The 23394-nt window shown below is 66.4% G+C and carries 21 protein-coding genes; 6 read left to right on the plus strand and 15 right to left on the minus strand.

Going from position 1 to position 23394, the window contains the following annotated elements:
- The 3 genes from B2747_RS10875 to B2747_RS10885 all read right to left on the minus strand — a co-directional run.
- Nucleotides 1-344 (minus strand): hypothetical protein (locus tag B2747_RS10875; protein ID WP_291160388.1); only part of this gene is annotated, 344 nt, incomplete at its 3' end.
- Nucleotides 345-941: 597 nt separating this feature from the next.
- The gene (locus tag B2747_RS10880) at nucleotides 942-1895 is read right to left on the minus strand and encodes a hypothetical protein (RefSeq protein ID WP_291160391.1); all 954 of its coding nucleotides are present in this window, start codon (nucleotides 1893-1895) and stop codon (nucleotides 942-944) included.
- Between the two features lie 481 nt (nucleotides 1896-2376).
- Nucleotides 2377-4524, minus strand: a complete 2148-nt coding sequence (locus B2747_RS10885; RefSeq protein ID WP_291160394.1) for a heavy metal translocating P-type ATPase — start codon at nucleotides 4522-4524, stop codon at nucleotides 2377-2379.
- Nucleotides 4525-4691: 167 nt separating this feature from the next.
- On the opposite strand from B2747_RS10885, the gene B2747_RS10890 reads away from it, so the two are divergent.
- Nucleotides 4692-5159, plus strand: coding sequence for a nuclear transport factor 2 family protein (locus B2747_RS10890; RefSeq protein WP_291160398.1), 468 nt, complete (start codon nucleotides 4692-4694; stop codon nucleotides 5157-5159).
- Nucleotides 5160-5232: 73 nt separating this feature from the next.
- Here the strand turns inward: B2747_RS10890 and B2747_RS10895 are convergent, their stop codons facing one another.
- The 7 genes from B2747_RS10895 to B2747_RS10925 all read right to left on the minus strand — a co-directional run bounded on the left by B2747_RS10895 (nucleotide 5233) and on the right by B2747_RS10925 (nucleotide 12254).
- A complete protein-coding gene (locus tag B2747_RS10895) occupies nucleotides 5233-6948 on the minus strand; it encodes a hypothetical protein (protein WP_291160402.1) in 1716 nt (571 codons plus the stop codon).
- A gap of 31 nt (nucleotides 6949-6979) precedes the next feature.
- Complete coding sequence (locus B2747_RS10900) at nucleotides 6980-7498, minus strand: nuclear transport factor 2 family protein (RefSeq protein WP_291160405.1); 519 nt, start codon at nucleotides 7496-7498, stop codon at nucleotides 6980-6982.
- Nucleotides 7498-7842, minus strand: coding sequence for a copper resistance protein CopC (locus B2747_RS10905; protein WP_291160408.1), 345 nt, complete (start codon nucleotides 7840-7842; stop codon nucleotides 7498-7500). The genes B2747_RS10900 and B2747_RS10905 overlap by 1 nt, the downstream gene beginning before the upstream one ends.
- 237 nt (nucleotides 7843-8079) lie before the next feature.
- Entirely contained in the window at nucleotides 8080-9048 is a 969-nt protein-coding gene (locus B2747_RS10910) for a M56 family metallopeptidase (protein ID WP_291160411.1), read from the minus strand.
- A complete protein-coding gene (locus tag B2747_RS10915) occupies nucleotides 9041-9487 on the minus strand; it encodes a BlaI/MecI/CopY family transcriptional regulator (RefSeq protein ID WP_291160413.1) in 447 nt (148 codons plus the stop codon). Before B2747_RS10915 ends, B2747_RS10910 begins: the two co-directional genes overlap by 8 nt.
- Complete coding sequence (locus B2747_RS10920; protein ID WP_291160418.1) at nucleotides 9484-10884, minus strand: copper oxidase; 1401 nt, start codon at nucleotides 10882-10884, stop codon at nucleotides 9484-9486. Before B2747_RS10920 ends, B2747_RS10915 begins: the two co-directional genes overlap by 4 nt.
- Nucleotides 10881-12254, minus strand: a complete 1374-nt coding sequence (locus tag B2747_RS10925) for a TolC family protein (protein ID WP_291160421.1) — start codon at nucleotides 12252-12254, stop codon at nucleotides 10881-10883. The genes B2747_RS10920 and B2747_RS10925 overlap by 4 nt, the downstream gene beginning before the upstream one ends.
- Before the next feature lie 86 nt (nucleotides 12255-12340).
- Between B2747_RS10925 and B2747_RS10930 the strand changes: the two genes are divergently transcribed.
- From B2747_RS10930 to B2747_RS10950, 5 genes are all read left to right on the plus strand, one after another.
- On the plus strand, nucleotides 12341-13195 hold the full coding sequence (locus tag B2747_RS10930; RefSeq protein WP_291160424.1) for a DUF4198 domain-containing protein: 855 nt from the start codon (nucleotides 12341-12343) through the stop codon (nucleotides 13193-13195).
- A 298-nt stretch (nucleotides 13196-13493) separates the two neighbouring features.
- Nucleotides 13494-14105: a hypothetical protein gene (locus B2747_RS10935; RefSeq protein ID WP_291160426.1), complete on the plus strand. Its 612-nt coding sequence runs from the start codon at nucleotides 13494-13496 to the stop codon at nucleotides 14103-14105.
- On the plus strand, nucleotides 14102-14905 hold the full coding sequence (locus B2747_RS10940; protein ID WP_291160429.1) for a helix-turn-helix domain-containing protein: 804 nt from the start codon (nucleotides 14102-14104) through the stop codon (nucleotides 14903-14905). The genes B2747_RS10935 and B2747_RS10940 overlap by 4 nt, the downstream gene beginning before the upstream one ends.
- On the plus strand, nucleotides 14898-15491 hold the full coding sequence (locus B2747_RS10945; protein ID WP_291160431.1) for an aminotransferase class V-fold PLP-dependent enzyme: 594 nt from the start codon (nucleotides 14898-14900) through the stop codon (nucleotides 15489-15491). The genes B2747_RS10940 and B2747_RS10945 overlap by 8 nt, the downstream gene beginning before the upstream one ends.
- 17 nt (nucleotides 15492-15508) lie before the next feature.
- The gene (locus tag B2747_RS10950; protein ID WP_291160434.1) at nucleotides 15509-16339 is read left to right on the plus strand and encodes a TonB-dependent receptor domain-containing protein; all 831 of its coding nucleotides are present in this window, start codon (nucleotides 15509-15511) and stop codon (nucleotides 16337-16339) included.
- A 1137-nt stretch (nucleotides 16340-17476) separates the two neighbouring features.
- Here B2747_RS10950 and B2747_RS10960 read toward each other — a convergent pair.
- From B2747_RS10960 to B2747_RS10980, 5 genes are all read right to left on the minus strand, one after another.
- Nucleotides 17477-17845: a four-helix bundle copper-binding protein gene (locus B2747_RS10960; protein WP_291160438.1), complete on the minus strand. Its 369-nt coding sequence runs from the start codon at nucleotides 17843-17845 to the stop codon at nucleotides 17477-17479.
- A gap of 216 nt (nucleotides 17846-18061) precedes the next feature.
- Nucleotides 18062-19555, minus strand: coding sequence for a copper resistance CopC/CopD family protein (locus B2747_RS10965; protein ID WP_343125893.1), 1494 nt, complete (start codon nucleotides 19553-19555; stop codon nucleotides 18062-18064).
- Nucleotides 19552-20019, minus strand: coding sequence for a hypothetical protein (locus B2747_RS10970; protein ID WP_291160445.1), 468 nt, complete (start codon nucleotides 20017-20019; stop codon nucleotides 19552-19554). Before B2747_RS10970 ends, B2747_RS10965 begins: the two co-directional genes overlap by 4 nt.
- 619 nt (nucleotides 20020-20638) lie before the next feature.
- Nucleotides 20639-21463 (minus strand): copper resistance protein B, encoded by an 825-nt coding sequence (locus B2747_RS10975; protein WP_291160447.1) that lies wholly within the window; start codon nucleotides 21461-21463, stop codon nucleotides 20639-20641.
- Complete coding sequence (locus tag B2747_RS10980; protein ID WP_343125895.1) at nucleotides 21460-23376, minus strand: copper resistance system multicopper oxidase; 1917 nt, start codon at nucleotides 23374-23376, stop codon at nucleotides 21460-21462. The genes B2747_RS10975 and B2747_RS10980 overlap by 4 nt, the downstream gene beginning before the upstream one ends.
- Nucleotides 23377-23394 lie beyond the last annotated feature (18 nt).

Consider the following 23394-nt stretch of genomic DNA (forward strand, 5'->3'; position numbering starts at 1 on the left):
TGAACAACCTCCTTAGCATCTACAACTAGCGCGCCCGAGCGCGAAAGAAGGGCGGCAGCGAGTGTCGGCAAGGTGAGGCACGTCGCGGCGAGCACCAACGGGGAATCAGCGAGAGGGGTGGCCCCCACACTTGCCCATACAACGAGCGACTCGGCCAGCAAACCCGCGACCAGCAGGCCACGCAGCACCCAGCTCGGCGATTCCTCCACCACGCCGGGGGGCACCATGGCCTCCAGATGCGTCGCCGCATCGGCGGCGTCTTGCGCGCGTTGGGCCAGCGTCGGAACTGCTGCGCGCGCTTGGGTGATCGCTGTGAGCGTCTCGCGCGATGCGCGATGGCGCATGAGCGCACCGTCGGTAAGGCTCGCCAGACGGCGCCGTGCGGCGTCGGCAACGGCATTGTCGGTCGGGTGGCGCGCCGCAGCGTGCGCAGTCGCGGTGGCCAGCCATCGCGCTCGGCGCGCGCTCGGCTTTAGGCCGAAGGCAGATAGAAGCGCGGATGCGATCCCGGCGCGCACCCGAAGCAGTAGCGGCGAGGCTTCGGGACGTGGAACGAACGTCTGGTGCATAGAGCTCCTGAAAGAGGAGCCCTACCGTATCGGCTGCTGAGCTGCGACCCAATTTCCCCCGGCGGACGGTGAGGGAGCCGGGGTGTCACGCCGTCACGAGGAAATCGCCTGCAACTAGCCCGCGAAATGCTCAGGAGCGCAAAGCCTCCTCGTGTTCAAACCGAACGGCAATACCCACGGTGATCGAGAGCGCGCCTCGGCCAGCGCCGACTACGCCGCGGCGTCTGCCACTGGCTCGCGCGCCTCTTGCAGCGGCGCGTCGAGGAGGCGGCCGCGCGTAGACACGCCCGCTGTGAGAGCCGCTTCGAGCTGGTCGCAAAGGGCCACCAGCTCGTCGACCTTCGCGACGATATCACGTCTGCCTGACGAGTTCTACTCAAACGATTGTCCCTCTCCGATACCGCGCTCGCCTCGTCGCCCCGGATCCCTCACCGATGTCGAGCCGTGCTCGGCGACGGTTTGTCGCCGCCACTCCACCAACTGCAGCAACAGGGCCCACCAGGATCCGTGCGCAGGCCATAGCGTGAGCGCGGCCCGAGGCACGCGCGGACTATCCGTCTGCAGCGCACGGTCCCACGCCGCGGAGAGATCCTCGATCGTTCGCGCGAGACCAAGCTCTTCGAGCGCAAACAGCGCCGTCCTAGCGTCTACAGGGGCGGCACCAATGATTCCCAGCCAGGCCGGCAGCAGGTACGTGGCCATGCCGACGGTGATGCCCGGCGCGATGAACGCCCGCCACGGATGAGGCTCCCGAGTTGGGGAGTACGACGTCTGCCCGTCTATCCAATCCCAGAGATCGGCCTTGCCCCGGGTATCGAACAGGCGGCGAGTGGGACGACGCCGAGCTGGCAGCTGACGTAGCAAGGCGTAGAGCTCGAGCCAGCGTGCCCGGGGCCAGTAGGCGAAGGGGGGTGTTCGATCCCCGAAGCCTACCGGTTGCACCAGCGGAAAGCCGGGGGGCGGGTGCGACGAGAGCAACGGCCGAAGGGCTTCGGTCGGGGCGACTCGTTGGACGGCGCGCCGGAGCCGTCGCCACGCGCGGCCACGTTGTGCCCGGATCCATGCGTGGTCGGACTCGGACTGCCACCGGGTCTCTTGAAGCCAACGCCAGATCGACTCGGCATCGGCATAGCGCTCCAGATGGCGACGAAGGCGATCGACATGGGGGCTGTCGAGGCCGAGTACCGGAAAGCGGGTGCGGACGTCGGCACTAACTGCGGCGGAGAGGGCATTCTGCCGATGCAACGCCGGTTCGGAGAGCAGCGCGATCCGGAGGGCTGGGGACGGGCGGGGGGCTGTTTCGACCAGCTCGAATGTATGGCTCATGGTAGACGGTGCGCCGAGAGGGGCGCCGGAGTCCAGAGCAGCGGCAGGAGCGCGCTTGGGCCGATTTTGCGAACCTCTGAGCTATATCACTGGCGGCTTTTATCGGGTTTCTCTCCGCAACAGCAACGATCGCTCTCGCGTACTGCACAAGCCCATGTCGTTCAATGCGTTCGGCACGTCGTTCGCTGAGCTAAGGAACGCGGGTTTCGGTACGATCGACCGCAAATCCACCGATTTTGATGTATGACCGCGAACGCGAGGGCGACCATACATCGATTTGTCTACGATCGGCGATGTCGCTTGTCGGGATTTGCGGCGCTGAGGTTGAAAGGAGCGAGTGATAGGAGCGCGCGAAATGCACATTCTGTAACGAACGAGGCGATCGGCGATGGTCATTCCCGCCCCGGATCCCTCGCCGATTCACGCGGTGAGGGATCCACGACCTTTCCTTGAGGTCAACTCGTCGGAGGCATCCGGGTGGTCACAGCACTGTCCGACGCAACGACTGGGCGTTCAGCGCCACAATGATCGTGCTCACCGACATCAGGACCGCGCCGAATGCCGGGGACAGGGTGATGCCCCATGGGGCCAGCACCCCGGCGGCCAGCGGGATGGCGACCACGTTGTATCCGGCCGCCCACCACAAGTTTTGCACCATCTTGCGATAGGTCACCCGAGAGAGCGTCAGAATGCGAGAGACGTCTCGCGGATCACTCCGCACCAGCACGACGTCACCGGCTTCAACCGCCACGTCGGTACCGGCGCCGACCGCGATTCCGACGTCGGCCATGGCGAGCGCCGGTGCATCGTTCACGCCATCGCCCACCATCGCGACGCGATGCCCTCCCTGCTGCAACCGCTGGATCTCGGCCGCCTTGCCGTCGGGCATCACCCCGGTCAACACCCGGTCGATGCCGAGAGACTTCGCGACCACCTCGGCAACCGCACGCGTGTCGCCGGTCATCATCACCACCTGTATGCCAGCCGCGCGCAATGCCCGTACGGCCTCGGCAGACTCTGGACGCACAGCGTCCGCGACCGTGAACGACGCCAGCAAGCGATGAGTCGCGTGGGAACGCTCAGGAACCTCCTCGACGAGATGTATGGTCCCCTGCCCCGTGCGCGCCCCGGCCTCGATGAATGCCGCTGCGGCAGCCGACGGTGAGACCGACAGCCGTTCCAGAAGGGTCGGACCTCCGACGTACAATACGCGCCCGTCCACCATCGCTTTCACGCCAATTCCCGGCATCGCCTCGAAATCATGCACTCGGAGCGGACCCAGCTGGCGGTCATTCGCGCTCTTAACGATGGCCTTGGCCACCGGGTGCTCGGCGTCATGCTCGACTGCCGCAGCCAGCTGCAGCGCTGCATCGACCGTGGTTCCGTCCGCGGTGAATTGATCCACGACACGATGGTCGCCGAGCGTGAGCGTACCGGTCTTGTCGAACACCACGGTGTCGAGCAACCGTGCGTTCTCCAGTCCGCGACGATCACGTACGAGGAGACCGCTCTGAGCTCCGAGCGTGGTGGAGATCGCGAGGACCAGAGGAACCGCGAGCCCGAGCGCGTGCGGGCACGCGATCACCAGCACCGTGACCAACCGCTCCACGGCCTTCGCGCCACTCGCACCCGCCGCGATCCACGCGATGAACGTGAGCGCTCCCGCTCCGAGCGCCACCCATGTCAAATACTGCGCCGCGCGGTCGGCCAGCATCTGGGCGCGTGATTTCGATTGCTGAGCGTCCGCGACGAGCCGCATGATGCCCGAAAGCGCGGTGCGCTCACCGACGGCCGTCACGTCCACGCGTAGCGCGCCCGCGCCGTTGACGGTTCCGGCAATCACACGGTCTCCGACCGCCTTGCTTACGGGAACCGATTCGCCGGTGATCATCGACTCATCGAGCGTGCTCGTGCCGCTTCGCACGACGCCGTCAGCGGGGACGTGCGCCCCGGGGCGTACGAGCACGATATCGCCGACGGCCAGCGCGCTCATCGGCACCACTTCCACGTGCTCCTGGTCCCCCATCACATGCACGCGGCTGGCCTGATCCGGCAGCAGTTTCGCCAAGGCTCCGAGCGCCCCCTGAGCCTGGTCGATGGATCGCATTTCCATCCAGTGACCGAGCAGCATGATGGTCACGAGCGTGGCGAGTTCCTCCCACAGTGGCATGCCCGGGTAGCCGAGCGTGACCGCCGTGCTGAACACAAACGCCACGACGATGGCGAGTGAGATCAACGACATCATGCCGGGCATTCGATCCCTCAGCTCGCCGACAGCCCCCCGCAAGAACGGAGGGCCACCGTACGCAAACACGGCGGTGCCGAACACCGCCGGAATCCAGCGTGAGCCGGCGAACGACGGCGCATGATAGGCGAGCGCGTCCTGCAGCATGTGCCCCCAGACGAGCGTCGGCACGCTGAGGAGCAGCGAAAGCCAGAACTTGTCGCGGAACATCGCCACCGAGTGGCCCGCGTGCTTGTCGTGCGTACCGTGATCGCGGTGAGCCGGCTCTCCCGCGCGGAGAGTGGCTTCGCTTGTGTGCCCCGCGGCATCCACGTGATGCGCAGACGGATCATCGGTCTGTGTCCGCGTTGGGTCGTGGGCACCATGGCTATGAGACGCGTTCATGCATTCCTCCGGCGCTGTCGGCGCGGCTGTCGCAATCGATGATACTGCGGGCTCGGCGGAGCCCCCGCCGTCCAGCCGTCCCATTCCCGCTGGTGGCGCTCTCCGGGACTCCGTAGTTTACGCAGCATAAACTCAGATGCCGAATACCCCCCAACCTGCGCGCCGCCATGACCCGACTCGTTCGCCTCGCCACCCTCACTGCCGCGCTGACGTTGTGCGGTGTTGCCGCTCCGCTCTCGGCGCAATCCAACCGCAGTGATTCCACCGCGGCCGTCGCCGCCGTTGAGCAGTTTCACGCCGCCTTGGCCGCCGGCGACTCAGTTCGCGCAACCGCCCTGCTCGCCACTGATGTCATGGTGCTCGAGAGCGGCGCCATTCAGACTCGCGCCGAGTATCTCGGACATCACCTCGGTGCCGACATGGCGGCCAGCAAGGATTCCAAGGCCGTGCGCAGCCTGGTGCAGGTTCGCCTCATTGGCGGCACCGCCTACGTGGTATCCAAGTCGGTCACGCCGCCAAGTGGCGCCGAACGATCGAATGGCTCGGAGATGGCCGAGTTGATGGTGCTCTCCAAGGACGCCTCGGGGTGGAGCATCCGCGCGGTGCACTGGTCGTCGCGCCGTCGGCGGGCGTAGAGAGAGGCGCAGCCCCGCGAAGCGGCCGCCAGGCGTCTTCGATCTCATGCACCACGCGCGGCGTCGCGCGTGGTCAGTGGTGGCCCGCTTCGACGGGAGCGGCAGCCCCTGGCCGAACGGCGGCATCGCGTACCGCTGTCGCCGCGAGCTTCCACAGCAGCCAGGAGGCGAGCAGTACCGGAAGGACTATCGCCAGACGCTGGGCGACACGGTCCGCGATGCGTTGACGCGCGAGTGCGCGCACGGCGCCCGCCTCTCCGAGGGACGGCCGCGTCGAACTGCCGTCCTCGCGCGATTCTCGCACAGCGGTTTCCCCTGCGCGCTGCCATCGCCGCCGCTGCATGACCCAGCCGGTGACAAGGACCGCCCACAGCACGCCTTGCGTGACGGCGAAGACCAGATGATCGACGAGGCTGTTGCCAGACAGGGCGAGCGTGTGCGCTGCCAGCAAGGGGTCGAAGAATCGCCAGAACCGCGGGCGCCGTTGAACGACGTCACCCGTTGCCTGAGAGACGTAGATATCCGACGTCCACGGGTCCGCGAATCGAAAACGGTACGCCTCCACCGGGCGATTCAGATCCGTCACGAGCTGTGGCCCGGATCCCACCAGGAAGAAGGATGGGCGTCCCACCACTTGCCCTTGCGCAATCGCGCCGGCCTGATCGGGCCGCAGTGTAGGCAGCGGCGTCGCGGTACACGCGTCGTAGACGATCGGGGGACGGTCCCGGCGCCAGGTGACCATCCACACGTCTCGATCCCCGAGGCGGCGCCATTCGATGGCCTGCGCCGGTACGTCGCCAGTGGCCGAAGTGTTGGCGATGCGCGTGAGCACAGTGGCCGGGTCCGCCAATGGGGCGTCCGTTGGGAATCCGCCGTGCCAGTCAGCCGCGATGCTGGCGGTGCCGCGGAATGCGTGCTCGAGCGGCCCGAGGCACAGCCAGAGGTACATGCCAACGGCCAGCTGAATCACGAGCACTCCACCGATCGTGCCACCCGCCAGCCGATGCCACCAACGCGCATCCGTCCAACTTCCGGCCTCGACGGGAGTGACGCTGGTCGCGCGAAGCGCGTACCGCGATCGTCGCCGCCACAGCAACCACAACCCGAGTACGGTCGTCCCCACCAACGCCATCCCAAGGCCGTACAGCAGCGACGTCCACAGCGCGAGCCGCTCGGTGTACTGCACCACATGAAAGCGCCGATACCACCACTCGAAGGTCGCGGCGCGTTCGTCGAAGCGACGAAGCGTACGCCCCTCGTCGCGCGACAGCACGAGCGTCGCGCGCTGCTGTCCCTCGAGCCGGGCCCGCACGGCCGAAACTGGCCCGCCGAGATAGAAGCGATTGGCCTCGGGCGCCGACGTCAGTTCCACGACACGGCTGCCAACCAAAGCCTCGTTGGCCACGGCGGTCAGCAGCGAATCCGGTAACGGGTCCAGACGCTTCCCCGTGCGCGCGTCGAATGTGCGCGCGAGCGCATTCGGCCCCGTCTTCACGACGTACCACATGTAGGGGCCGCGTGACTCGAGTCGAAGGGAGAAAACCTTCGCCTCGTCAGGAGCGGCGAGCTTGAGAATGGCCGCCGGCGTCCACGGCGCGCGCTCGAGCGGTAGCGGAATCGAATTGGTGGGCCGGAGCGTGAACACACCGGCAAGACCATTCGACGCCCCGGCGGTAGCAAGCGTCATCGCGGTGGCCGAGACCATCCAGGCGAGCAGTGGAATGGTGAAGAGCATGCCGCCCCACCGATGCCAACGCGCGAGATGGGACGTGCGCAGGGCACGTCCCATCGATGATATCTCCGCCTCCGATGCGCGCGACCTACGCACCGGGCATTGGCGGATCCGACGCGCGACGAGCACGGGACGCGGTGTGCGAGTGGCGGACGACCCATCGGCCCGTTGTCCCGCTCCCCTTGCGCTCCAGGATCACCGTCCCGCGACCGAAATTATCGACGGCGCGATCACCCATCTTGGCCTGCAACGCATAGCTGACGGTGGCCCACGCGGTGGCACCGTCCACGTGCACATCGATCTCGATGGGACGATACCGAAACTCCTTCATCTCTTTGAGCTCGGGTCCGAGATGATGATCCCGATAGTCCGCCCACCCGCGGTTCACGCCGGCGCCCTCGAAAATGGTGAGCGCCTCACCCGCGTACAGCGTGTCCAACGCCGCCATGTCGCCTCGCTCCTGCGCGGAGAACACGGCCGTGATCACCGCGCGGACCGCGCGGTCGGCATCGGCGGTTGGGCGCTGTGCGGCGAGGGAGCCACCGCTCAAGACGAAACTGGCGAGCAAGACCGGCAACACCCGCCCCGAAATTCGCATGGCCGGCATCACTGGATCATGAAGGTGAACGACCCGCTCATCGGGTGGCCGTCCTCGCCGGCCACTGTGAACTTGACCGTATACGCCCCCTTGGCCAACGGCTTGACGACGCGCGCCACCAGCGTCTCACCGCCGTCCGCTGTCAGCTCGCCGAGGGCATGCGTGTCCGTGGTGCCCTGCCACAACGACACGCGCGACATCTTGAGCTCGAGCCCTTCACTGAACGTCAGGCGCAGCTCTTTGGGGGCCGCGACACTCGCCCCCGCTGCGGGCAGCGAACTCTTGAGCTTCGCGTGCGGCAGAAGGCGCAGCACCACCGTCGCCGGGGTGTTCGGTACCGTCGGCAGCGACACCGACGGAAGTACCAGAGAAACTGCAAGTCCAAGCGAAACGAAGGAAAGCATAGATCGGGCCCGGAAAGTGTTTGACGAACGTCGTGTACCGCGACAATAAGAAGTATACCAGTTCGCTTTACGAGCCGTAAAGGGTACCGCTAGTGCCCGCGGTGCGGACAATCACGGCCGCCGTCCGGCAGGAGTGGCCCCTGAACGCCCCACCGACAAAACAGATGTGCGAGCTATCGGACACCTTCATGAGCGCAGTGCGCCCCCGCCCGATGCGATGCCCCATGCGACGGAAGGGCATGGAGGTCGACCACGCCGGACGCGGTACTGATCACGAGCATGACGACGGCGCCGCCAAGTGCGCGGCCTGACGAGCGTGGACGGGGGGAGACATCCGCACCGATCAGGCGTCTGACACGGCGATCCAGCATGTCCTTTTCGGAGAAACCCCGGCACGGCGGACGCAAACGCCGCCGACGCGGGTGGGATCCGCCAGGCGCCGAGCTTGACCAACGCATTGGCCAACACGAAGGGATCGTTGAAGCCACCGGCCGCGTCGTCGGCGGCGATCTCCGCCTCATCGGCGATGTCCTCAGCGATCTGTCGAAGCGCAGGTACCCAGAACAGCACATGCGACAGGCCGCGCAGGACGGCGAAACGCAAGGGGTCCCGCCGGCGTGCGTGCGCGGCCTCGTGCGCCAGCACGGCGACCAGTTCGGCTTCGGTGAGCGACGCCTCACCCTCGAGCAAGGTCGACGAGATATAGACCCGAGGTGACCATGAGCCCAGCGTAAACGCGGGCAGCGGTAGACCATCCACCACCAAGAGCCTCGCCGGATCGAGACCGGCCGTCTGAGCGACGCGTGCCAAGCCGTCGGACCACTCACGCACGCGGATCCCCTGCAGGGTGCGCCGGGCACGCCGCGTCAGGCGAATTCGATCGACGATCGCCCACACGAGGCCAGCGGCCACTACGACGTGCAACGCGCGGTGCACCGGCGCCATGAACTCGTGCAAGGCGATGAGGCAGAGCGCACCAATGTGGTCGCTCCCCGAGAGCGGACGATCGACCACCCCAAGGATGTGCCCGCCGATGACCGGCGCCAGCGATCCAAGGAGCAGCAGCGCGAGCGCGATCACCAGGCCACGCTGGTAGCGCAACTCACGGCGCCCGGTATCGCGGCGCAACCACGCGCGATCGCGCGTCTCAGCCACGACGCGTCTTCGCTTCCTGCACCAGTCGCGCCAGCTCATCCAACTGTGCTGGATCGCGCTCGGCGAGCACGTCGACAAAGGACGCGGCGAGTCGCGCCGGGGCGAAGTCGATCACGCCTTCGATGAGGCGCCTCGATGCGTACTCCCGGAACGCCTCGGGTGTCATGTTAGCGCTGTAGTGCAACAGGTCCCGCTGCTTCCGCCGCGAAAGAATGTGCTTGGCCACGAGCTTGTTGAGGACCGTGACCACCGTGAGGAGGGCCACCTCGTGGTCGCGAACGATGACCTCGTGCACAGCCCGAGCCGGCACCGGTGCGCCGAGGCTCCAGACCGCCTCCAACACGCGTGCCTCGAGATCGCCAAGGATCTTGCCAAGGCCGTCAGCGGAGAGCCGGATGGCGTCAAGCAACTTCGGGCCGCGAGGTTTGCGAGCGGTCATTTCGGACGGTCCGGTTGAAAAGTCGGTGGTGGCGGATGATGGTGCGGCGCGGCGGGTGGGGACGCGGACGGTTCGACTATGATGCCGTCACGCGCAAGCTCCTCCGGACGCGCCGCCTGTGCCAGCGTGCCGGCGGGCGGCTCCCACCAGCGCGCTTCGTCGCCGGCCCGCAGCATGGGGCGCACCTTGAGCACGGTGAACATGCCCCCCATGTCGATGTATCCGTACGGTCCGGTCGTGCCGAACATCGGCGTGCTATTCGGGGGCACGGGCATCCCCATCTCACCCATATCCCCCATCCCGTCGGTACCCATCGTCATATACGAGGGCAGGATCGGCTGCACCGCGCGATCCACCGCGGCGGCATCCACACCGAGCATGTTGATGCCCGAGTGGCCCATCTGTGTCATGGTATGATGCGACATGTGGCAGTGCAGCGCCCAATCGCCCGGATTGTCAGCGATGAACTCCATCGTTCTCGTACAGCCGACAGGAACCAGTTGCGTGACCTCCGGCCAGCGAGCCAACGGCGGAATGACGCCACCGTCCGTCTCGGTCAGTGTCCACGCGTGGCCGTGAATGTGAATGGAGTGATGACTCATCGCACTGAGGTTGCCGAGTCGAATGCGCACGTGGTCGTTCTGTTTGACCATGAGCGGCGCCGTTCCGGGAAAGGCTTTGCCGTTAAACGTGAGCACGTTGAACTCGAGCATCTCGTTCGGATCCGGGCGGCGCGCCCCCGGGAGTACCTTCCATTCACTCGACAACAGCACGAAATCACGATCTGGCCGACGCGCACTGATGCGGGGATGCACGATGAACATGCCCATCATCCCGAGCGCCTGCTGCGTCATCTCGTCACGATGCGAGTGATACATGAAGGTGCCATGCTGCCGCAGTGTGAATTCATACTTGAACGTGGCGCCAGCCGGGATGGGCGCTTGACTGAGCCCGGACACTCCGTCCATACCCGACGGGAGCAAAATGCCGTGCCAGTGTACGCTCGTGGCGGCCGGCAGGCGATTCGTCACGTAGATACGTACACGATCTCCCTCGACCGCCTCGATCGTGGGCCCGGGCGTCCGCCCATTGAATCCCCAACACTCGGCGGTCAGCCCAGGTGCGAACTCATGCTGTAACGGTTCGGCAACCAGATGAAAAACCTTCACTCCTTGCACGACGCGGAACGGCAGCGCGGCGCCGTTCGGCGTGATCACGGGCGTGTAGTCACGGCCGGGCAGCCCCGGCGCGAATACGACACCCGCCTGGTGATCGACCGTGGAGGCCGCGAGTGCGGAGGCGGCGCGCGGGCCCAGGGCCGCCAGTCCCACCGCCGCCGCGCCGGACTTCAGCAGCGTGCGCCGGTCCACGGCCGACGGGTGATTGAAGTCGCTCATGGAATGCGCGTCCCCAGCGCCTGTTCGAGGTGGTAGCGCGCGATCCAATAGTCCCGCAGGGACTCGATATACCCCTGCCCGGCCTCCAACTCAGCCTGTTGCGCCGCCAGCAGACCAAAGACCCCGATCGCCATCGAGTTGTACAGCAACTGTGTTTCCCGCGTGACTCGTTGGCGCAGCGGCAACACGTCCGCCTGATACCGCGTCGCCCGACGCTGTGCCGCGTCCAGTTGCGCCAGACTCTCCCGAACTTCCGAGCGCACCTCCCGTATCAATCCCTCCTGACGCGCCACCGCCTGTCGCAACGCAGCCTGTGCGCGCTGCAACCGTGCCTGCCCTCGATCAAACAGTGGCAGGGGCACGGACAACCCAGGTCCACGCAGCATGCGACTCCCTTCCGCTTCTCCCGAGTAAGCCAGCGAGCCGTCGGCGAGGTACCGAAAGCGTGACGTCAATCCAACCTCGCGCGCGCTCGCATTGATCTCGGACAGGGCGGCCGCGAGGTCCAAACGCGAATTCACCGCGAGCGCCACGAGTGAGTCGCGGGGCGGCATCGCGCCCGCGAGATCGGCGAGCCGAGCGGGTAGTCGCAGGGAATCTCCCGGCACGTCGACGCCGAGCGCGCGCACCAGGCGCTCACGGCTTGCCGCTGCCTCCCCCTCCGCGCGCAACACGGCGGCGTCACTCTCGGCAGCACGAGCCCGCTCGCTGGCGAGATCGAGATCGAGCAGGTTTCCGACCTGATGCACCAAGGCGGCCGTCGTGGCCGACGCCTGGGCCGCCTGACGCGTGCGTCGCCGAAGGTCGAGGCTCTGCTCGGCGGCAACGGTCTCGGCGAGCGCGCTCCGCGCGTCCGTCACCGCGCGAAAGACCGCATCCGCCACCTGCAAGGTGGTGGTCTCCAAACGCGCCCTCGCGACGCGGGTGCGCAGCGGGCGCCGCAGCAGTTCCACGAAGGACAGCGCGACCGAAAACTCCTGAAAGCGTCCCTCCGTAAACCGATCCACCGAAGCGAGCGGATTGCTGAGCAGACCGGCCTGCACGACGTCAGCCTGAGCCAGGCCGATCTCCTCATAGAGGGACCGCAGGCGCGGCTGTGCCAGCAGGGTGACGCGCACGACGGCGTCCGGCGTCAACGGTCTGGCCAGCATGGCACGGACGCTGTCCGATGCCACGAGCGAGTCGACGCCGCGCATGCGGGGGGCGGCGACGCCGGTACGCGCGACCAGCAGGGCATCCACCGGCTGGGTGGCGAGCCCCGGGCGACGCGGCCCGCATGCCGGCAGGGCCACGAGCATCGCCCCCAGCAGCAGCGCGCGAAGCCCGCTGGGCCGGTGAGAGCGAGCCTCTTCACGTTGAACAGGAATCACGGTCAACAAGAGCTGGACGAAAGGAGCGACGATCGGCACTTTATGATGCATAAAGTGCCGTCACTCACACCGCAATCCTGCTGACCATGGTTCACACTCCCCGTCGACTTGCTCGCGCCGCGCTTGTCGGAATCGTCACGGTCGCGTCGTCCTCCGTACTCCTGGCGCACGATACCTGGCTGCTGCCCGACCTCTTTGCGGTCGCGCAGGGTCGACCCGTCGAACTCTCGGCGCGTGCCGGCGGCGGGAAGTTTCCGGACGGGAGCGCCGTGCCGCTCGATCGCGTCGCATCGGTTCGGGTGATCGGTGCCACGAGCGACAACGTGGCTACCGATGTCGTCGCGTCCGCGGGCGCGCTCCGCATCACCGCCAAGCCCACATCCGACGGACAGTATCTGGTCGTACTGGCCACGAAACCGAGCACACTGGCCAACACATCAGCCGGATTTCTCAAGTTCCTCGCCGCCGAGGGCGCGAGCGCCGAGGCGCGCCGACTCAGCGAGACCTCGCTGACGCGCGACGCGGACAGCGTGATTTTCGAACATGGCGTGCTCGCATCGACCGTCGCCGAGATTGGCACTGGCGGCCCCCGCGCGTTTTCGCGCGCCGGCATTCTCCCCCTCGGCATCGTCCCGCTGGTCGATCCGGCCAGTCTGCGCGTCGGCGATACTCTGCGCGTGCGACTCACGGCCGACGGGCGACCGGTGCCGCGCATGGGTGTGGACGTGAAGACCGCCCTCGACACCACGGTGCGCGGCACCGGCGAGTACACCTCGATGATCGCCGATTCTGCTGGTGTCGTGGCCATCCCCGTGTCCCGTGCCGGCGCATGGATGCTGCGGACGGCATGGGTGGCGCCGACGCAGGCGGCGGGATCACGCATGGTACGCACGCGTGTGTGGCGCGCGACGTTCGTGTGGAGCGTGCGACCGCGCCGCTGAGTGCTCGGCGGCGACGCCAAGCACGCGAGTTCCGCCGGCTCCGGCTTTCTCCTCGAAGACGTCAGCGTTCACCCGACTCCCGGCGCCTTTATCCAGCGTAAACTGTCGTAGCCGGACGGTGCGCGGACGGTGCGCGGACGGTGCGCGGACGGTGCGCGGACGGTGCGCGGACGGTGCGCGGACGGTGCGCGGACGGTGCGCGGGCGGTGACGTCGGTCGCCGAGCTGGCCGAGGACAGACGAGCCGACGAGTTCCTCGTCCCGGTCGCCTGCTCTCCACCTCGCTACCGAGGGTGGCTATGCCGCGTTTACTGACGCGATTCGTGCGGTTGGCTGCGGCCGCGGCCGTGACCGGCTGCCTGCCGGCCGGCGGCGGGCACATGGGCGGCATGATGCGCGGAGGCGCGATGCCGCAGGATTCCGTCATGGCTATGCCGGCGGCACGGGAGGCGTGCCCAACCGTGATCAAGGAGCGCACGGAGGGCACGTGGCGCGTCACGCTCACCCTGCCATGGGCCGCGCCGACAGACTCTTTGCTGTACTTCGTGGACGTCCTCGCGACTGGTACGGACACATCGGCGTCCGGGGCCCGTGTCACGCTTGTCGTGCGATCCGAGTCAGATGCCGCGATCACACCGGCCTTTCAATCGACGATCACAACGCCAGGCACGGATGGACGATATCCGTTTGCGCCCTCGCTGCTTCGGCGCGGTCGCTATCGCGCCATCGTCACCGTGGCCGACACTGCTCGGCGGACGAACACGGCGACGGTCGAGCAGGAGATTGTGTTCGATGGCTGTGGCAGGCCGATGACGCATCCCAAACGTTTGTCGCGGGCTCCCGCGGCGCTTTCCTGGCTCGGCGTTGGGGCGGTGATCATGGGGGGCATAATGCTTCGGGGGATCCGGTGACGCGATTGCGCGACCATCTGGAGCTCGTTGCCGCCTCCGCGTGCGTGGGCCTGCTCTTCGGCGTGCTGCTGTTGCATCCGCTAACCATGGTGATCTATTGGTACGAATTCCATCCCGACATTGCGGGAGTGACGGATGTCGCGCAATTCGTGCTGTCGCGAATGCGCGCCGGGTTCCTTCCATCGATGTGGCTCATGACAGGGCTGTTCGCCCTGATGGGGGTGGGCGTGGGTGTCGCCGTCGGGTACTCGCTTCGCGTTGTCTATCGGCGTGCGCGTCAGGTCGATCAGCTGGAAGCAGAGCTCGGGCGGAGCCTCACATCGCTACTCGCGTCGGGCGAGAGTGAGACTCTCGAATTCAAGGCAAGCGCGCGGTGGGACCATAGTGCCGGGCGCGTGAATCGAGTCTTGGAACTCGCGGTGATGCGCTCGGTCGCGGCGCTCATGAATACCCGCGGTGGCAGCGTCCTCATCGGAGTGGACGACGCGGGACATCCGTGCGGAATCGTGTCGGACCTGGCGACACTTCGTCGCAAGAGCCGAGATGGCTTTCAGCAGTACGTGATCGGCTTGGTCGAACAGCACCTCGGGACGGCGGCATGCCGCTTCGTGCACGTATTCTTTCACGCCGTGGGCGCCCACGACGTCTGCCGTGTGCTCGTCGAGCGCGCGCCGTGGCCGGTGTTCCTCACTGATCAGGAGGTCGCCCGGTACTTCATTCGAACTGGCAACAGCTCTCGCGAACTCGATGCGCGCGAAGCGCTGCAACACGTCATCGGCGAATCGAACGCACATGACTGAGCACGCCTTCACGACTGAGCTCCCCACGCCGTTCGGATCGTCCGCCGAATCGGACGAGGCGTGGTTTTGCACGTGGCGTCGACGTGAACTCGCTCGCGTCGACGCCGCTGGTCTAGCGTATCTTGACTACACCGGTGCGAGTCTCTTTGCGGCATCCGTCGTCGCGCAGGATGTGTCGCGTCTGTCGACGACGGTTCTCGGGAATCCCCACTCGCATTCGGCGCCCTCCCTGGCGGCGACCGATGCGATCGCGCGGGCCCGTCAGGCGGTGCTGGAGTTTCTCGGCGCGGACGACGCCGAGTACGCGGTGATCTTCACCGCCAATGCCTCCGCTGCGTGCAAGCTTGTCGGCGAGAGTTTCCCCTTCGGGACCGAAAGTGCGCTGCTCTTGGCCGCCGACAATCATAATTCCGTCGTGGGCATTCGAGAGTTCGCGCGGGCGCGCGGGGCCACGGTGAAACTTCTGCCGATTTCCGAAGAGCTGCGGCTGACCGTTCAGCCGGAGACACTCCCGGCCGCTGCGAAGGCTCCGTCGCTGCTGGCAACGCTGAAAGCCCGGATGGCGTCTCCGGTGCAACGTCGCTGACCGAACTGATTCCGGGGGTGGGCACCACGTTCACCGCGTTGCCGACGATCACCCTGTTCGCCGGCGCGCATCGCGGATTCAGTCCGCCGCGCAACGAGGACATCATCAGCAACACGACCGGCAGCGTGGTGGAGCTCGATCCCGAGCGCAGCTGGAACTACGAGGCCGGCCTGCGCTGGGTACCACGTGCCACGTGGACGGTGGACATGACCGCCTTCCGGATGGACTTCTCTAACCAGATCATCCCGGCCAGCGTCGCCGGTGGTACCGGCGCCACGCTGACGAGCGCTGGCCGCACGCTGCATCAGGGGCTGGAGCTGGACGTCCGCGCCGACCTGGGTGCCGGGCGCGCCGTGACGCCGTTCGTGCGGCTCGCCACGACGTGGGTGCCGGTCGCGCGCACCGTGGGCACCCGCTTCGCCTACATCGGGACCGGTGGCGCTGACGTCGCGAGCAAAGTGTACGCTGAGCAGAATGGGACGGGTACGCGCAGCCGGCTGGACGTGAGCGGGAAGCGCCTGCCGTATGCGCCGGAGCTGACGACCACGGCGACACTCGGTTTGCGGCATCGTGGCGGCGCCGACGCATCCGTCGAGGCGGTGCACATCGGCCAGCAGTTCGGCGATGCGGCCAACACGCGTGTAACCGTGGCCGATGGGCAGCAGGGCATCCTGCCGACGAACACCGTCTGGAATGTCGCCGGGAACGTGCCGCTGCGGCGACTGGGCCTGATCGCGTTTGCGACGGTCAAGAACCTCTTCGGGGAACTCGTGATTGTGGATCGCACCCGAGGGCTGCTACCAGGTGTACAGCGCTTGGTTCAGGTAGGCGTCGAACGGTCATTCTGATCACGGGTTGCCACGCCACGCGCGGCATCCCGCGCGCCGGCAGGACCTACGGATTCAGTTGAACGAGTCTCCCAGATTGTCGGGGCAATTCTTGGTGTCGTTAGCGTAATGAGGAGGCACACGAGGCGGCACATCGCTAAACCGCTGTCTCGCGCAACTCATTGGAAAGTGAGTCAGAAAGTGCGCGACGCGACGCGAATCGCTCCGCACTAGCCCCACGACGCCCGCCTCTACGCCGTCGTCAGGTTCCGCGACAGCGGCAATGCTCACGTCGGCCGTGCTCAATGCCGGGGCGGTGTTCACGCCATCGCCCACTATCGCCACACGTTTAGACTGCCCACACAGACGCTCGATGTGCGCCGACTTCGCCTCTCGCAGGACCTCGCCGAGCGCGGCCAGTGAGATCACGCCCTGGCCCGCCTCGATAATCTCGCCCGCGAACCACCGGATCTGCTCGCTTGGCGTCACACTAGCGGCCGCACGATCGTGGTTTCGCCGGCCCGTGTCGTGCAGCGGAGCGATGGACGCTTAGCTGCGCGTTGCCACTCGAAGTCGTACCGCATGTCTTCCGCGTGCCGGTCGGTGTTGTTGAACCACTGCCGGAAGAATTCGATCTGGAGCGTCGTCGCCGTTGGCAGTGGGCATCCGCCACGATCCGGCTTAAGACACCGCGGATCATCCTGCGCCTCGAGCGCCGCTCGTTGGATAATCCGGTGCCTCTCCGTGAGCATCTCGAGGGGTCGTGTACTGCTTGTTCCAAAGGACCGCATCGGTGGGCGTGCGCTGCGCAGCCATAGACTGCGGCGAGGGCGACACCGGTCGCGGCATTGTCGCGATTTGTCCGGCCGCCGCGCTGCCTGATCAGGCATTCCCCGGTTCTCTCGCGACGGCTGGAACACACCGCCCGTTCACGCGCGTGAAATACGGAGAGCCCGCGTCATTTGGGGCACTCGCTTCTATGCTATCGTGCCACGTGCATGTATCGACGCTGCGTCGATTGGACGGCGAGCAACCGCTCATCGCCACGACAACCGCAGCACACGGCGGAGCCGGACCGCAAATCACCCGGTGCCACGCGCCGAGCCAGCGGCGTCGAAAGCTGCCGGTGGCTCCGACGCGCGACGTCGATACTCGAACTCATACCACCCTGCTGCCCATGCGCTCGCAGGACTCGGCACACCGGCGACATGCCTCCGCGCACTGCTGCATCATCGCATCTCCTCCGCCTACGGTCTCGCACGCACGCGCGCAGGTACGACAAGCCTCGGCGCACACCTTGCACGCCTGCGCGTACATATACGAGCCGCGGAGCATGACATCTGCTGAGGTGTGGCAGATCTTCGCGCAGTCGACGAGGATGTTCTGGTGTTCGACGCTGGCATGCTGGCCGCCGAGCGTGAGACAATGCACGGCAGTGGCCGTGCACGTGGCGTAGCAGTCGAGGCATTCGCGGATGCACTGCTGCATCTCGGCATTCGACATGCCATGCGAGTGGTCGTGGGCCATGGGGTCTCCTGGAGGTAGGCGGCGCGAGCCGCATGAGCCGCCCTTCTCGAAGCTCGAGGGCGCGGCGGGTGTCTTCCATCGACTGCAGGAGGCGTACCGTGCTTTATCCCGCGTAAATGCGCACATCGACACGGTTTGACGCGCGGACATCTGACCAGCCGTCCGGCCTGCAGCTTGGCTGAACTGCCGTGAGACGTGATGCTGGCCGGCTCGCGGTCACCGCGTTGTCATCTCCATGCCCCGCATGTCCATCGGCGTCGGCGTGGCGACGAGCACCGCCGTGACAATCAACACGAGCACACCGACGAGCAGTTCGACTTGCGCCAATGATTTCATCCTCGCTGTCCCGGCGACCGTGCTGATTGTGGGTTTCACGCGGAGCCAATTATAAGCGCCGGTGCCGCCCACGACAGACAGAAGGGCCAACTTGGCCAAGAGCGTCCGCCCATACCCCGTTTGCCATAGCGCGGACACCTCGCTCACGTGCAGCCATGCGGCGAAGACGCCCGTCGCCGCCACGAGACCGGCAAAGAGCAGTGCGGTTGGCGAGAACGCATTGAACAGTTCCGCAACGGCTGCGCCACGCTCCTCGTCCGGTAGCCGCATCGCCACGGGCAGCCCCGCGACCAACACGACAAGAAGGCTGCCGAGCCATCCGCCAGCGCCGATCACGTGCAGCGTGTCCGCAACGATCGCGAGCCCCGCGCGTTCCGGAGTTGCCGCGGCGTGCCCCGATAGCGCTGGCGTGAGAGCAAGCGCGAGGACCCCGAGAACGGCCAGCCCCCAGCCGCCAGTACCGCGGATCGCCGAACGGAAGCCTGCGGCCGCGACTACCGTACCTCCGATCTGGAGCAGCCATCCCCGTCCCCACACCGTCTCCATCAGCATCGCGCGGACGAGTTGCGGATCGAAGGTCGCGCCGGGGGAATGCATGGCGTAGGACTGTGCGCCCATGCGCAGCACCGCCGCCACGGCGACGAACGCCGTGCCAAGCATGCCGATGCGGGCAGCGCCATGTCGCGCGCTCGCAAGCAGTAAGCTGTCCGCACCATGCCGCCGCTGCAGCAGATGTAGCACCGCTCCCTGAAACGCTCCGGCGCCGATGGCCATCAGCAGGCCGAGATACAGCAGGGCGCGAATGGCTACGTATCCCACTGACTCCACGCCGAAACTCGCACCTTGGGGCATCGATGCTGGATCGTGATGCGCTTCCGGCCGCACTTCAGCCGGTGCGGCCGCGCTCGGCGGGGATGTATCGAGCGACATCTGCGCCGTCGGCTTCGCGCCGGATGCAACGGTGAAGGTGTATCGACCGCGCACCGGATGTCCGTCATCGCCGGCGATCTGCCACACCACCGTGTAGGTGCCCGCGGCCAAGGTGCCACGAATGTCTGCTACGAGTGCTCGCCGCGTTTCCGCCGCGAGTCGCACTGGCGACAGCGCCACCGCCGTTCCTGACGCATCCAGCAGCTCGAGTCGACTGAAGGCAAGTGCTGGTGCTTCCGTGAACACCAACCGCAACTCGCGCGGAACGACCGTCAGCGAAGAGGCAGCTGCCGGTGTCGAGCTCTTGAGAGATCCGTGGGCACGCGCGGTGGAGGGTAGGACGGCGAAGAGCGAGAGTGCCAGCACGACAAACAGCGGCAGGCGACCGTGAGAGAGGATGTGTCGCATTCTGCCACGCGACGTCAGTACTGCGACGCGAGTCATGCAGGCGGCTTCCGAGTAACGGGAGGCTTGATAGGACCCATTCCGGGCATCTTGCTGTGGTCCATGCCTGGCATCGCCACTGGCGCCGACTTGGCTGCGGGTTTCGCTGCGAGCTTCTTGGCGGGCTTCGCAGCGGCTTCTGTCGCCGGCCTGGCGGCCGGCTTCGCCGTTGTGCTTGCTGCCTTGGCGCTTGCAGCAGCCCCGCTGCCTCCCGGTGCAGTCGGCACCTCGGGCATGTCCACGCCCATCTCGGATATCCCCGGCATCTGCGCCATCATGCGTTGCAGCACCGGATCACTCATCACGCGCTCACGAATCACCGGGTCGGTCATCATGCGCCTGTGGATCGCCATCAGGCTCGTGTCTGTCTCACCCATGACCGACTTGCGCATATTGGGAGTCGATGCGCCGACCGCGCCGTTGGACGCACCTGTTCCCGCCATGTTCATCGAGGGATGGTCCATCGTCGAGTGGTCCACCGCCGCTGGTTTTCTACCGTTCGGCGAGGTAGTGAGCTCTCTGACGTCCGCGCCGATAGGAGCAGCTGTGTTTCCCAAGACTCCGCATGCGAGTGTCGTAGCAGTTGCGCCGGCGGCCGGAGCGCCGGCCGATGACTGTACGAGCACATGGAACGGACCGTCAGCGGCGAGGGACGCGCCGAGGTTCGCTCTGCCACTGGCGCTGCCGGACGCATCGACGGTGATTGCCGGGTACGCGCCTGGCGCGCCCACAAGCCCCTCGTCGCGCGCGCACGAGCCGCGTCGCACGGACCAGACTCGCACGGCGCCCGGTTGATCACCGGACCAGCGCAGTTGTACCGACGTGCCGTTCACGGTGGCGGTCCCGGTTGCCCCCCGTGAGCCAAGGAGGTTGGCCAGTAGTGCGCTCCTCGCGTTTCCCTGCGGTTGCGTTGCCATGCCCGCGTGGTTGACGAGCGTGCTCACTCCTGCCTGCGCCTGCAGGAGCGCGCCGCCGGGGATGCCTAGCGCGACAAGTGCCGTGACGATTGGAACGCGCATCGGAAAACCTCCGTTGTCGACGCAGGGCACCGAGCCCCAAGAAGGTGAAGCGGGATGGTCGCGCTCAGCGCCAGATCCGCAGACCGGCCATGATCGTGCCGACACGTCGTCGCTCGCCAAGGTTATGGGTCGTCGGGGCACCGATGCCGGTGCGCCGAAGCACCGAAACGCCCACGTACGGCGCGAACTTGCGCCGGATCTCGTAGCGCATGCGCGCGCCGACCTCGACATCGTTGAGTCCGGAGTTCACGCCGATCTGCCGTACCGCCTGCGCAGCCGCGCTGATCTCCACCCATGGCTGCACGATGAGGCGTTGCGTGACGAGCACATCGAACGACGACTGCACTTCGAAGGACACGTCACCCTTGTCGCTGACCAAGAGGATGGGCTCCACCTCGAACCACCCGGGTGCCAAACCGACCACGCCAATCGCGAGCATCCCGCGCGTCAGCCGACTACGTGCGCCTGGCCGATCGCTCGATGGATTGCCAACATCCACCAGCACCACGTCGTTGCGCACGCGCGAGTCGACGCGGGCGCCAGCGACAACCGACCAAAACGGCGTGATCAGTCGCCCGTAGAGGACGTCAACCTGAAACTCCCCGCCGCCGGACACGCGCGTCGACTGCTCACCCTGCAGTCGCAGGAACATCCGCCGGTAGTCGCCGCCGATCCAGCTGACCAGCTCGACGTCCACCGGACGCGCTGGTTGATTCGCGTGCACTTCAAGTTGCTCCGCGAGAATGAACGTGCGGATGACGCGATCGAGGTCCATTCTGTGTGAGCCTTCTCCCAGCTGCGCATCGGCGCGTACGCTCAACAGCGAGGCGAGCGAGAACACGACGGCTTGCCGCCAGCCTGCGCGAGCGCGCGGGAAGGGGCCGGTCATGACGCGCCTCCTTCGCCCACCGTCATCGATCCGTCCGGCTCCGAAACCTGAAATACCCGGAACATGCCAAGGTCCATGTGGAAGAGCACATGGCAATGAAAAGCCCACGGCCCCGGGTCGACGGGTGTTGCGAGCAACGACACCCGTTCCGCCGGCTTGACGTTGACGGTGTGCACGCACGGACATTCCGGCCCGTGCCCGTTCTTGAGCTCCATGAACACACCGTGCAGGTGCATGGGGTGCGCCATCATGGAGTCGTTGACGATGGTGAGCCGGATGCGCTCACCGTGTTTGAGCGGGATCGGATCGGGCGCGTCCGAATACTTGATTCCGTTGATCGACCACATGTAGCGTTCCATGTTGCCGGTCAGATGCAGCTCGATTTCGCGTGCTGGCGGCCCGAAGGTCTCGGCCGGTGTGAGGCGCTTGACGTCGGTCCACACGAGCACGCGCCATCCGTCTTCGCCGAGTCCGGCGCCCGGCTCCGAAAGACGGCTCCGTGTCTCCATGGCCGTGCCGGCACTCGCCGAGCCATGCGTGCTTCCAGCGTGTATCACCGGCTCCGGGATCGTACCGGGGGCCCGAAGATTCGAGGCGCGGATGATCGTGCCGTCGCGCAACGTCCCCTCGAACGCGCCGCGCCCCCCCGACGCGCCCATGCCTGGCATGCTACTCATGTCGTGGCCGGCGTGTCCCGACACGGCCGCCGCAGCCAGCTTGGGCGCAGTAGCGGGCATATCCATACCGGCCATGGTCGCATCCGCGGCGGGCCTCGCCGACGTCTGCACCCCCGACATGTCCATGCCGGGCATCGCCAGTTCGCCATGCCCGCCCATCCTCATCGCCATGCCCATGTCCATCATGCCGAGCGTGGGACGCGGGCGACGCTTCGGAACCTCCGCAGTCATGCCCGCACGCGGCGCAAGCGTGCCCCGCGCATGCCCCGACCGGTCCATCGACTCCGCGAATATCGTGTACGCGCGATCTTCCGTCGGCTGCACGATGACGTCGAACGTCTGTGCAATCTCGATGCGGAACTCATCGAACGTTACGGGCTGCACATGCTGGCCACTGGCCTGCACGAGCGTCATCTCGAGCCCAGGGATGCGCACGTCGAAATACGAGCCCGCACCGGCGTTGATGAAGCGGAGCCGCACCCGTTCGCGTCGTCGGAACAGTCCGGTCCAGTTGGAGGCGGGTGGCAGGCCGTTCAGGAGATAGGTGTACGTCGAGCCCGTGACATCCGAAATGTCGATGGGGCTCATTCGCATCTTGCCCCACTCCCATCGATCCGCAATGGTGGCGCGCAGGCCGACCCGGTCGACGTCCTTGAAGAAGTCACTGACCGTCCGCCGCTGGAAATTGTAGTACGAGCGTTGCTTCTTGATGTTGTCGAGGATCTTGAGCGGATTCTCGAACGACCAGTCGGACAGCATGACCACATACTCCCGGTCGTACTGAAACGGCTCGGGCTCGAGAGGGTCAATAATGAGCGGCCCATAGTGCCCAAGCTGCTCCTGAAAGCCCGAGTGGCTGTGGTACCAGTAGGTTCCGTACTGTCGGAGCGGAAACTCGTAGACGAATGTCTGCCCCGGATGAATGCCGGAGAAATTCACGCCTGGCACGCCGTCCATGGCATTCGGTACGAGGAGGCCGTGCCAATGGATGGACGTGTCCTCACGAAGCCGATTGGTCACGTGGATGTTCGCGCGTTCCCCCTCCCGGAATCGGAGCAGCGGCCCGGGGATCGAGCCGTTGATCGTCGTGGCGATACTGCGGCGACCTGCGAAGCCGATTGCGAGCGGTCGATGACGAGCTCGACGCGATTGTTGCTGCCCACCACGCGCGTTTCGACATCGGGAATGAGCTGCGAGCCGTTTGCGGGCGACACCGAAGCCGGCGCTAGGTGTAATCGCTAAGGACGTTGTTCA

It is taken from the genome of Gemmatimonas sp. UBA7669 (assembly GCF_002483225.1).
In the GTDB taxonomy this organism is placed as follows: domain Bacteria; phylum Gemmatimonadota; class Gemmatimonadetes; order Gemmatimonadales; family Gemmatimonadaceae; genus Gemmatimonas.

Bases quoted from the DNA above. Each gene is read 5' to 3' on its own strand.
- B2747_RS10880 (WP_291160391.1), bottom strand. From the start codon at position 1,895: ATGAGCCATACATTCGAGCTGGTCGAAACAGCCCCCCGCCCGTCCCCA.
- B2747_RS10885 (WP_291160394.1), bottom strand. From the start codon at position 4,524: ATGAACGCGTCTCATAGCCATGGTGCCCACGACCCAACGCGGACACAG.
- B2747_RS10890 (WP_291160398.1), top strand. From the start codon at position 4,692: ATGACCCGACTCGTTCGCCTCGCCACCCTCACTGCCGCGCTGACGTTG.
- B2747_RS10895 (WP_291160402.1), bottom strand. From the start codon at position 6,948: ATGGGACGTGCCCTGCGCACGTCCCATCTCGCGCGTTGGCATCGGTGG.
- B2747_RS10900 (WP_291160405.1), bottom strand. From the start codon at position 7,498: ATGCCGGCCATGCGAATTTCGGGGCGGGTGTTGCCGGTCTTGCTCGCC.
- B2747_RS10915 (WP_291160413.1), bottom strand. From the start codon at position 9,487: ATGACCGCTCGCAAACCTCGCGGCCCGAAGTTGCTTGACGCCATCCGG.
- B2747_RS10920 (WP_291160418.1), bottom strand. From the start codon at position 10,884: ATGAGCGACTTCAATCACCCGTCGGCCGTGGACCGGCGCACGCTGCTG.
- B2747_RS10930 (WP_291160424.1), top strand. From the start codon at position 12,341: ATGGTTCACACTCCCCGTCGACTTGCTCGCGCCGCGCTTGTCGGAATC.
- B2747_RS10935 (WP_291160426.1), top strand. From the start codon at position 13,494: ATGCCGCGTTTACTGACGCGATTCGTGCGGTTGGCTGCGGCCGCGGCC.
- B2747_RS10945 (WP_291160431.1), top strand. From the start codon at position 14,898: ATGACTGAGCACGCCTTCACGACTGAGCTCCCCACGCCGTTCGGATCG.
- B2747_RS10960 (WP_291160438.1), bottom strand. From the start codon at position 17,845: ATGGCCCACGACCACTCGCATGGCATGTCGAATGCCGAGATGCAGCAG.
- B2747_RS10965 (WP_343125893.1), bottom strand. From the start codon at position 19,555: ATGACTCGCGTCGCAGTACTGACGTCGCGTGGCAGAATGCGACACATC.
- B2747_RS10970 (WP_291160445.1), bottom strand. From the start codon at position 20,019: ATGGACCATCCCTCGATGAACATGGCGGGAACAGGTGCGTCCAACGGC.
- B2747_RS10975 (WP_291160447.1), bottom strand. From the start codon at position 21,463: ATGACCGGCCCCTTCCCGCGCGCTCGCGCAGGCTGGCGGCAAGCCGTC.